Source organism: Rhodovibrio sodomensis (assembly GCF_016583645.1).
In the GTDB taxonomy this organism is placed as follows: Bacteria; Pseudomonadota; Alphaproteobacteria; order Kiloniellales; family Rhodovibrionaceae; genus Rhodovibrio; species Rhodovibrio sodomensis.
Genome location: NZ_NRRL01000212.1, coordinates 1 through 3,546, shown reverse-complemented (window position 1 = coordinate 3,546; position 3,546 = coordinate 1). Strand labels below are relative to the sequence as shown.

At 64.2% G+C, this 3,546-nt stretch carries 3 protein-coding genes and 1 pseudogene; 1 reads left to right on the top strand and 3 read right to left on the bottom strand.

The annotated features are described in order from the left end of the window. Nucleotides 1–50: 50 nt before the first annotated feature. Nucleotides 51–953, bottom strand: a complete 903-nt coding sequence (tsf, locus tag CKO28_RS27035) for a translation elongation factor Ts (protein WP_200344518.1) — start codon at nt 951–953, stop codon at nt 51–53. A 341-nt stretch (nt 954–1,294) separates the two neighbouring features. Then, a pseudogene (gene rpsB / locus CKO28_RS27030) lies at nt 1,295–2,083 on the bottom strand (30S ribosomal protein S2); the annotation flags it as partial. A gap of 251 nt (nt 2,084–2,334) precedes the next feature. Here rpsB and CKO28_RS27025 point away from each other — a divergent pair. Beyond that, entirely contained in the window at nt 2,335–2,664 is a 330-nt protein-coding gene (locus CKO28_RS27025) for a GGDEF domain-containing protein (protein ID WP_200344514.1), read from the top strand. Between the two features lie 73 nt (nt 2,665–2,737). On the opposite strand, the gene CKO28_RS27020 is transcribed toward CKO28_RS27025, so the two are convergent. Next, nucleotides 2,738–3,487: a hypothetical protein gene (locus CKO28_RS27020; protein WP_200344512.1), complete on the bottom strand. Its 750-nt coding sequence runs from the start codon at nt 3,485–3,487 to the stop codon at nt 2,738–2,740. Nucleotides 3,488–3,546: the final 59 nt, after the last annotated feature.

The following is a 3,546-nucleotide window of genomic DNA, read 5'->3' as shown; positions in this document are numbered from 1 at the left end:
ACGGACGCAGGGCGGATGTCGCGCGGCGCGGCGCGCCCGCGCGCCGAGGGTTACGCCGCCGACTGCTCGCCGCCGTCGGCCTGCGTCTCGCCCAGCTGGTAGCGGACCATGCCGGTCACCGTGATCTCGGTGCCCAGGTCCGTGCCCAGCTTGTTCAGCACGTCGCCGATCCGGCTTTCGCCGTCGACCACGAAGGTCTGGTCGAGGAGCGCGTTCTCCTCGTAGAACTTGCGCATCCGGCCTTCCACCATCTTCTCGATGATGTTCTCCGGCTTGCCGCTCTCGCGCGCCTGATCCATCAGGACCTGCTTCTCGCGCTCGACCAGCTGGGGGTCGATCTGGTCCTGGCTGATCGCCGCCGGGTTCACCGCGGCGACGTGCATGGCGATCTGCTTGGCGGTCGCCTCCAGCTTGTCCGGCCCGGCGCCCGCCTCGAGCGCGACCAGCACGCCGATCTTGCCCTGGTTCGGGGCCAGCTGGTTGTGCACATAGCCGGCGACCGCGCCCTGGCTGACCTTCATCACCTTGGCGCGCGAGATCTTCATGTTCTCGCCCAGCCCGGCGATCTGCTGGGTCAGCTCGTCGGCGACCGTGCGGCCGGTCGACGGGAAGGTCGCCTGCAACAGCGCGTCGGTCTCCGCCTCCTCGTCGTAGGCCAGCTTGGCGAGCTCGCCGACGAACTGCTGGAAGTGCTCGTTGCGGGCGACGAAGTCGGTCTCGCAGTTGACCTCGACGGCCGCCCCCTTGGTGCCCTCGGCGTGCACGCCGACCAGGCCCTCGGCGGCGGTGCGGCCGGCCTTCTTGGCGGCCTGGGACAGGCCCTTCTTGCGCAGCCAGTCGATCGCGGCGTCGATGTCGCCGTCGGTATCGTTCAGCGCCTTCTTGCAGTCCATCATGCCAGCGCCGGTGCGCTCGCGCAGCTGGCGGACCAGGTCGGCCGTGATCTGGGCCATCGTACGTCTCCGTCTCTTACATGTCGCGTCTGTCGCGTGGTCTGGATGCCGGCCGCCCGGCGCGCGCGCCTGGCGCTCGGGACGCCGGGCGCCGGGACGCCTGCCGCCGGGACGCCGGGCGGAGCTCAGCACGGCGTCCCGGCGGCTGTCGCGCACGGGCGTGTTACAGGGCGATCCGCCCTGCCCCGGTCTTAAGCGGACTTGGCCGTGTCCTGGGCCGTGTCTTTGGCCGTGTCCTGGGCCGTCTCCTGACCGGTGCCCTCGCTCCCGGTCGCGTCCGGGGTCGTGTTGCCCCCGGCCGTCTCGCCCGCCGGGTGCTCGGACGCCTCGCCCGCGGCGGCCGCCGGGGCGGTCTCGCCCGCGGCCTCGGCCAGCTCGGTCTCCTCCGGCAGCTTCTCGCCGGCGGTCTCGGCCGCGCCCGGGTCGTCGCCGCTGGCGGACATCTCCGCCGAGATGCCGTCGAGCACCGCGTCGCCGACCAGTTCGCAGTACAGCGAGATCGCGCGCAGCGCGTCGTCGTTGCCCGGGATCGGATAGGTGATGCCGTACGGGTCGGAGTTCGAGTCCAGCACCGCCGCGACCGGGATGCCCAGCTTGTTCGCCTCGCTGATCGCGAGGTGCTCCTTATTGGTGTCGATGATGAAGATCAGGTCCGGCAGGCCGCCCATGTCCTTGATGCCGCCCAGCGCGCGCTCCAGCTTGTCGCGCTCGCGGGTCAGGTTGAGCGTTTCCTTCTTGGTCAGGCCGGCGCCGCCCTCGTCCAGGATCTCCTGGACCTGGCGCAGCCGCTTGATCGAGTGGCTGATCGTCTTCCAGTTGGTGAGCATGCCGCCCAGCCAACGGTGGTTGACGTAATACTGCCCGCAGCGCTGCGCGGCCTCGGCGACGTATTCGCTCGCCTGGCGCTTGGTGCCGACCAGGAGCACGCGGCCGCCGTTGGCGACGACGTTGCGCACCGCCTCCAGGCCGCGGGAGAGCAGCGGCACGGTCTGCTGCAGGTCGAGGATGTGGATGTCGTTGCGCTCCCCATAGATGAACGGCTCCATCTTGGGGTTCCAGCGCCGGGTGGTGTGGCCGAAGTGCACGCCAGCTTCCAAGAGCTGGCGCATGGTGAAGGTCGGCAGCGCCATCAGGTTCGTCCTTTTTCCGGTTCGTTCCTCCGCGGGCCTGGGTGCGACCGGGCGGCCGGCCGCGTGCGGCCTGCCCCCGGCACCGGAAGCGATTGACGCCGTTGCAACGCCCGCGCCTTCTTCGAAGGCCACGGCCGCGACGACCCCTCGCGTAAGCCCGCGTGTGGGATGTGCGCGGGTGATAACGCCGCCCGCCCGGGAATGCAAGGGCGTGGGGGGCGCGGAGAGGCGGCTGGTGGCACGCCACGGCGATGCGCTCGGAACTGCGCGAGGCCGACACGGTGGCCCGCTGGGGCGGCGAGGAGTTCGCCCTGCTGCTCCCGGCGACCGACCTCGCCACCGGGTTCGAGGTGTGCGAGCGGGTGCGCACCCACCTCGCCGGCCGCCGCCTGACCAACCGCCAGACCGGCCAGACGGTGGGCCGCGTCACCGTCTCCATGGGCCTGGCGACTTACGCCTACGGCGAACCCCTCGACACCCTCCTCAAACGCGCCGACACCAGCCTCTACGCCGCCAAAAGCGCCGGCCGGAACCGGGTGACGACGGAGGCGGAGGAGACGGCGGGGTTGGTGGGGGTTTGAGTGAGAACCATAAACTACTGATGACACGCCCCGGTTTACATCTTAATCACATTCATAATTCTTATCACCGCGCCTAAAGTTCACCAAGGTAATGATCTATTAAAGCCCTGTACAACCTACACAGGAAGAAATTTGGACCGTAGGTCTTTCTGTTCAGTTCAATCTCTTCCTCATAAAACTCTTTAAATATTTGTAATTCGTCAACATTTCCTTCCCTAAACCTGTATTTGGTAACAAAGTTCCTTGCAAATTCAATCGATTCTGTCTCAAGACGATCTTTAAGATTAAGTTTATCAAAATGACGCTGTATGCGATATGCCATTTCGGAGTCTATTTCACAGTCCGTAAATTCTAGATAAAATACTGGGAGTATTATATCTCCAAAAACATCAATCCGGCATTGGAGAAATACATTGCGATCAAGACCTGCGAAATATGGAAACAAAACGTCTGTCCCAGCATTCTCACCAGACCAATTTTTCTCTTCGTTGCACTCAGAACATACGTAGACTAGATTTGTCGGTTCTATCGAGAATTCAGGAAACGATGCTTTATCAAGAAAATGATCAAAAACACGCCCCTTCTGAATCAAACAATACGGACAACGTGTCGACCGCATTGTTGCTTGTAGCGCACCTCTGACAAGTTCTTTCAACCGGGCCAAAGGTTCACTTCTAGAATCGTAAAGGCGCTTAAAACACTCCGCGGTCTCCGGTTCCCACGTAATGGGCGCCGGGAAACTTAACACCGCCTGACCTGACTTCGCGGTCACTGGACACGCAGAGCCGGGTTCATGCGGTTTAAGTCGTTGTTCTGCCTGCATCTTAGGTTCGGGCGCGCCGCCAGCGGACTAGATACACGCTATCTACCTTCGAGGTTGAC